This is a genomic window from Nostoc sp. UHCC 0251, from assembly GCF_034932245.1.
In the GTDB taxonomy this organism is placed as follows: Bacteria; Cyanobacteriota; Cyanobacteriia; order Cyanobacteriales; family Nostocaceae; genus Nostoc.
The window spans coordinates 1-6,248 of the sequence record NZ_JAYGHD010000455.1 but is presented as its reverse complement, the minus strand read 5'-3'; the positions used below and the strand labels follow the sequence as shown (position 1 = coordinate 6,248).

The 6,248-nt window shown below is 47.0% G+C and carries 7 protein-coding genes and 2 pseudogenes; 7 read left to right on the top strand and 2 right to left on the bottom strand.

Annotated elements, in window-relative coordinates:
• From VB740_RS35290 to VB740_RS35265, 6 genes and pseudogenes are all read left to right on the top strand, one after another.
• The coding region (locus VB740_RS35290) for a hypothetical protein (RefSeq protein WP_323204457.1) at positions 1-198 on the top strand (198 nt) is incomplete at its 5' end.
• On the top strand, positions 195-3,008 hold the full coding sequence (locus tag VB740_RS35285; protein ID WP_323204456.1) for a PAS domain S-box protein: 2,814 nt from the start codon (positions 195-197) through the stop codon (positions 3,006-3,008). The genes VB740_RS35290 and VB740_RS35285, both read left to right, overlap by 4 nt.
• Positions 3,005-3,554: pseudogene (locus tag VB740_RS35280) on the top strand (response regulator); the annotation flags it as partial. The gene VB740_RS35285 and the pseudogene VB740_RS35280, both read left to right, overlap by 4 nt.
• Positions 3,555-3,571: 17 nt before the next feature.
• Positions 3,572-4,030: a lysostaphin resistance A-like protein gene (locus VB740_RS35275; RefSeq protein WP_416291266.1), complete on the top strand. Its 459-nt coding sequence runs from the start codon at positions 3,572-3,574 to the stop codon at positions 4,028-4,030.
• A gap of 28 nt (positions 4,031-4,058) precedes the next feature.
• Positions 4,059-4,850, top strand: coding sequence for a CPBP family intramembrane glutamic endopeptidase (locus VB740_RS35270; RefSeq protein WP_323204455.1), 792 nt, complete (start codon positions 4,059-4,061; stop codon positions 4,848-4,850).
• 128 nt (positions 4,851-4,978) lie between these two features.
• The gene (locus VB740_RS35265; RefSeq protein WP_323204454.1) at positions 4,979-5,275 is read left to right on the top strand and encodes a hypothetical protein; all 297 of its coding nucleotides are present in this window, start codon (positions 4,979-4,981) and stop codon (positions 5,273-5,275) included.
• 146 nt (positions 5,276-5,421) lie between these two features.
• Here VB740_RS35265 and VB740_RS35260 read toward each other — a convergent pair whose 3' ends face one another.
• Positions 5,422-5,577 carry a hypothetical protein gene (locus VB740_RS35260; protein ID WP_323204453.1) on the bottom strand — a complete coding sequence of 52 codons (156 nt, stop codon included), beginning with the start codon at positions 5,575-5,577 and terminating at the stop codon, positions 5,422-5,424.
• Between the two features lie 105 nt (positions 5,578-5,682).
• Between VB740_RS35260 and VB740_RS35255 the strand changes: the two genes are divergently transcribed.
• On the top strand, positions 5,683-5,856 hold the full coding sequence (locus VB740_RS35255) for a hypothetical protein (protein WP_323204452.1): 174 nt from the start codon (positions 5,683-5,685) through the stop codon (positions 5,854-5,856).
• 144 nt (positions 5,857-6,000) lie between these two features.
• Here the strand turns inward: VB740_RS35255 and VB740_RS35250 are convergent.
• Positions 6,001-6,192, bottom strand: a pseudogene (locus tag VB740_RS35250) (helix-turn-helix domain-containing protein); the annotation flags it as partial.
• Between the last annotated feature and the right edge of the window lie 56 nt (positions 6,193-6,248).

Here is a 6,248-nt window from a genome sequence, read left to right as displayed (position 1 = left end):
GGCATAACACACCCTACTGAAATATTTTCAGAAATCAAATATGATTCCTATAGCAGTCCTAAATCATTCGTGCGTGAAAATTATATCTCTCTTTCTTCTTTCTTGTCTTTGCGTCCTACCCTGCGGGAAGCAGATCCGTTTCTATGCGGTTCGTTTCCTAATCTATATTTTTCACAGCCCTGCATTTACTTCTCTTGAGCCTACCGCTTGATGCTTCAAACTCCCAAAAAGTAGCTTGGTTCAATTGTGTTAACATCAACCAAGAAAAGATGCAGAAATGGGCAGAACACACTCCCATGAATTATCTACATAAATTTCATCTAGTCGAGGCAGAAAAAGCGCGAGTCTTAGGGCAATTTTTTGAGGCTGAAGAGTTTTACGAGCGAGCGATGTCTACGACGGGCTACGCCTACGCGGGGGCTGCTGAAAATGAGTTGATCCAGCAAGAAGCACTCGCCTATGAATTAGCGGCTAAACATTATCTGGCGCGAGGGCGGTCAAAAATTGCTCAAACTTACATTAAAGAGGCGCACTATTGCTACGATCGCTGGGGCGCAACCGCTAAAGTTAAAGATTTAGAAAAACGCTATCCACAACTCCTCAACACCAACCTAGTTCGACAATCAAATTCAATCGTGACCGATGAAACGATCCCGACTGCGGCGATGAAAGCGGCTCAAGCCATCTCAGAAATGATCCATCTCGATCAATTAACTGCAACGTTGATGCAGGTGGTGATAGAAAATGCCGGAGCCGAAACTGGCGCTCTGGTTCTCCTGGAAGATGATCGGCTCACTGTTGTGGCTCAATGCAGTGGGAGTAGACAGTGTAACCTAGAAAAGATCGCTGTTGCTGGCTGTGCAACAATTCCTGTCTCCGTCATCCAATCAGTAGAACGCACATCTGAAACTCTGGTGTTTGATGATGCAATCAGCGAACCATCTTTTTTGACTGATCGGTATATTCAAAACCAACAAACGCGATCGCTCCTGTGTATGCCCATTCTCAAGCAAAATCAGCTGATTGGCATACTTTATCTGGAGAACAATCTCAGTACCGGAGTGTTTACCAGCGATCGCTTACAAGTCCTTAAACTGTTGATGGCTCAGGCAGCAATTTCACTGGAAAATGTTCGGTTATATGAACGGTTATCGGATTATTCCGAAACACTGGAAAGGAAGGTAGAAGAGCAAACTCAAGCTTTGCAGCAGGAGATCGCGGAACGTCAACAAACCGAAGCCGCATTGAGACAAAGTGAAGCAAATTATCGCAACCTGCTACAAACCGCGAATTCCGTTATCATTCGCTATGATCCGCAAGGACGGATTCGCTACATCAACGATTATGGGGTAAAACTTCTTGGCTATGAAGAACATCAGATTTTAGGGCGGAGCTTATTTGAAACCATCATTCCAGAAGCCGAACTTTCTGGACGCGATGTGAGACCCTTTGTCCATGATTTACTTCGTAATCCTCAATCGTACCCGCAAGGCGAGGGTGAAAACCTGTGTCGAGACGGTCGGCGAGTTTGGGTTGTTTGGTCAAATCAAGCTATCTTCAATGAACAAGGAGATGTCGTTGAAATCTTATCGGTTGGCAATGACACCACCCAGCGTAGACAAGCAGAAGAGGCATTACAACGCAGTGAAGCCAAGTTCCGAACTATTTTTGAAAACTCACAGGTTGGTATCTACCGAACCCGCACCTATGATGGCTTAATTCTCAATGCCAATCAACGCTTTGCCGATCTGTTTGGTTTTGATTCACCCCAAGAGATGATTGGGATTGAACACACTATAGGCTATTGGGTCAATCCCAGCGATCGCCAACAAGGCATTGAGGTGATGAAGCGGGATGGGGAAGTGCGAAGCTATGAAGCACAGATGCGAAAACGAGATGGGACAGTATTTTGGGGACTTTTCTCTTCTTATTTGAATGCAGCCGATGACTACATCGAAGGGGTGATTGCAGATATTAGCGATGTCTACGACGAGCTTCGCTTACGCAAACAGGCAGAAGTAGCATTGCAAGCCTCTGAAGCAGAGCTACGGGCGCTCTTTTCAGCCATTCCCGATCCGCTATGTGTTTTCAATGCTAAAGGGCAAGTGATCGGCGCAATCAAAGGAAATCCGTCATATGGAGAGTTGCATAGGGAGGAGTATATTGGTAAAACACTGCATCAACTCTATGCTACGGAACAAGCTGATGAATTCCTGAGTTACATTCAGCAGGTGCTGAGAACCCAACAAGTACTCACAGTTGAATACAGCCAGTGGATAGCTGAACGAGAAATCTGGTTTTCAGCGCGCATTGCACCGATTCGGCACGAGCAGGTCATTTGGATAGCGCGAGATATTACACTGCAAAAGCAAGCAGAAGCAGCCTCAATTTTGGAAGAACGCAACCGCATGGCACGTGAAATTCACGACACACTCGCTCAGGCGTTTACAGGCATTCTGGCTCAGGTGGGAGCGGCAAAACAGGTGCTAACGGATGATTTAGAAGCAACTGAGGCACACCTAGACCTGATCAAAGAATTGGCGCGAACTGGACTGGTTGAAGCGCGGCGATCGGTAGTAGCGCTCCGTCCTCAGCTTTTGGAGGAAGGCAGTCTACAGAGCGCTCTACATCGTCTCGTCGCTCAACTCAGAACTGCCGCAATGGATACCACTTTATATTATGAGATTGAGGGTGCAGTATATTCTCTGCCGACTGAAGTCGAGAGTAACCTACTGCGGATTGGGCAGGAAGCCTTAACCAATGCGATTCGACACGCCAATGCTGATGAAATTCGAGTGAAGCTAATCTACGATCGCGATCAGTTTTGCTTGCGCGTGAGAGACAATGGACAGGGCTTTGGAGTTGGGAGTATTCCAGCCTCTGAGGGTTTTGGCTTACTAGGCATGAGCGAACGGGCAGAGCGCATCGGCGCACAACTCACGATTCGGAGTCAACCTGGAGAAGGAACAGAGATGATTGTTACCGTCGATCGGGAGGCATCACAATGAGCCAAGCCATTCGGGTTCTCATTGCAGACGATCATGCTATTTTTCGGCAAGGATTAGCCACGATTATTAACCGTGACCCAGATATGCAGGTGATTGCCCAAGCCGAAAATGGGAAACAAGCGATCGCTCTATTTGGGGAACACCAACCGGATGTCACGCTCATGGATCTCCGAATGCCTGAAGTGGAAGGAGTTGCCGCCATCGGTGCAATTTGTGCTACTGCTAAATCTGCTCGGATTATTGTACTGACCACGTATGATAGTGACGAAGATATTTATCGAGGATTGCGGCGCAAAAGGATATCTGTTGAAAGAAACTGAACCTGACGAGCTTCTGAATGCTATTCGTACCGTTCATCGGGGTCAGAAGTATATTCCGCCTGATGTAGGAGCAAAGTTGGTACAGCGCCTAAGCAATCCAGAACTGAGTGAAAGAGAACTAGAAGTACTCGGCTCACTGGCGCAGGGAATGAGCAATGCCGATATTGCAGCTGCTTTAAGTATTGGTGAAGGCACTGTCAAATCTCATGTCAATCGGATTTTGAATCCCTGAGTGCCTTTGGTGTGCGCCGAGTTTCGAGACGCTGGCTGCTCATCGCGATCGGAGTCGGACTGGTTGCCTTCGTACTTAAGGGATTGGCAGTTCTGGGCTGGATTCAGATCACCGGGAACACCAACAATGTTCAGGGTGTGTACGCAGAGGGCGGCAGCGGCGGAGTACTATCCCTGGTTTTAGCCACGTTGTTCCTCGGAATCGTCACGCCTCTTGGTGAGGAGTTGCTCTTTCGGGGTGTCGTCGCTAACGCGCTGCTGCGCTACAATTCGTTCATCGGGGTCGTAGGTAGCACCGTGATCTTTGCCCTTGGTCACGGCATCAACATCGTCTTTCCCGCAGCCGTAGTCGCTGGTCTCGCCACTGCCGAGGTCTTACGCCGCAGCGGCTCGGTCTGGACTGCTGTCATTGTTCACGTCGTTTTCAACTTGCCCACAATTCCGGTGATGGTAGCTGCTGGCATGGGCTGATAGGACGGATCATCTGGAGGTTAAACCAATGGCAATTCTGAAACAATTTGGGATTTTATTTGTATTGGGCAGTGTGGGAATTTTGATGTACACGATCGCGTCTATTCCTTTAGTCGAGCAACAGTTAGCGAAACTGTCTCCAGAAATACTGGAAAAAGTGCCGCCATTGTGGATTTTAATGCTTCTGCAAGGACTACAGTATTCAATTCTACTGGCAATCAGCATTCTGGTCGGAATTGGTTGTGCCTATCGTGTTGGATTAGGCTCCCATTTGATTGATCATTGGGTGTTTCACACCGCTAAGTCTCCATCTTTTGCCGTTGAGATGAAGTGGAGCTTGGGTGTGGGTGCAGCGGCGGCGATTGTTCTCTTGTTGCTCGATCAGTTGATGCAACCTGTCCTACCTGAAGCGCTACGGGCAGCCAATAATACAGAGCCAAGTTGGTTGAATTTGCTCACAGCAATGTTCTATGGCGGCATCACTGAGGAAATTTTGATGCGCTGGGGTTTAATGTCGCTGCTTGTTTGGATCGCGTGGAAAGGGCTAAAACAAGGCGTTACGTTGCCAAGTCAAGGGATTTACCAGGGTGCGATCGTTTTAGCCGCGTTGGTATTTGGACTACTACACCTGCCAGCGACTGCCGCGATCGTTCCCCTCACTCCAGTTGTGATTATTCGGGCGTTGTTACTGAATGGGATTGTGGGGATTGCGTTTGGCTGGCTCTTTTGGCAATATTCGCTAGAAGCTGCAATGTTAGCCCATATCAGCTTTCATGCTTTTGCCTCTGTTCTTAGCGGTTTACTGGCAAGGTTAGCTTAAGTTTTGGAATAGATATCGTAGGGCTAGCACTGCCCACAAAGCTTTACCGTGAAAGGTTTTAAAAATGGTGGGCGATGCCCACTACTTGAATTGATGCTCAACTCTACAGTTTTAAGGTGGTAAATCAAATGATTCAGTGCAAAGATTTTGCGCCTCGGATTACTGAACGGGGACCTTTCGGCGGAGCTTCCGATTACGAATCCTTCTCTGAGGTTGTGAGTGAGGTCAATCAGTGGATTGAAAATACAACGATACAGGTGATCAATGTTGAAACCGTTGTTTTACCAGATAGCTTGAAAAGCACAAGTGATGGTGTCTACGGCGTGACAGTCAGTAATGGGGTCTACCCAGTGATGATCAGCCAGGGCGTTACAGTCAATTGCTTTCAATGTGTGCGTGTGTGGTACAGAGAAGAATGGCGCTAAGATAACGGCAAACCCATTGTATATAAGGTTTTTGGGTGTGGGGTGTAAGTGAGTCAGAAATTTATTTGTATCCCCACTCATATTTACTTTTCTTGATTTTTCCCGAACCTGCAACCCAACACCCAACACCCAGCCCAGACGAGCTTTCAGCTTAATAAGCGTGCCATTCGGTACAGAGAATAAGCTTCACCGGAGAAGAAATAATGAAACGATTTACCTTGTTTACTTTCCTGTACCTCGCGCTCGGAGTTTGCCTGAGTGCGATCGCGCTTGGATACCCAAACCTGCCTTTGGGTCTTCAAAGAAGCTTGTTCAGCAGTGCAGGAGCCTCCTACCTTGTTTGTCTCTTCAGTACCTTCCCATTTTGGCGGGAGACGGCGATCCGCTTCTATCGCAGACGGAATTCTATGGTCATCGTACCCTGGTTGGTGGTTGGATTCACTATTGTTTGGATGATCTGGGAGGTTCAGAGTCAGAACTGGACGATGGAAGCCATTTTACGAGCGTTTTCGTGGCTATTAGTTGTCTTACTGCAAGCAGAACTCATTGTGATTACATGGCAAGTGAATTCTGAACATTAGTGTCTAAATCGGATGATGCCGAAACAAACTCGTTTCAGCAACGCGAGATAGAGTCAAACGTACTACACAAGGAACACCATGAATAAGCCCCAGTTTTTTGTCACCCCTGGTTATGGGGAACGCCTGCTGAATGAATTGCATTACTGGACTTATGAGAGTTATTCTTAAATATTCTGATATTTTTTCTTTAAATACCTTACGTATTTCAGGATTCTGTTTATCCTCTAGGCTATACTTTGCCCAAAGGTAAACGTACTTTTTTCGCTCTAATATTCTCCTAACTTGAGAGCCACTTAATTTAATTCCTGTTTGCTCTTCCATATAAGTTGCTAGTCTTTCAGAATAAATCAGTCGGGGATTCAGACCGGCGCAGGATTAAAAACCACCAAATC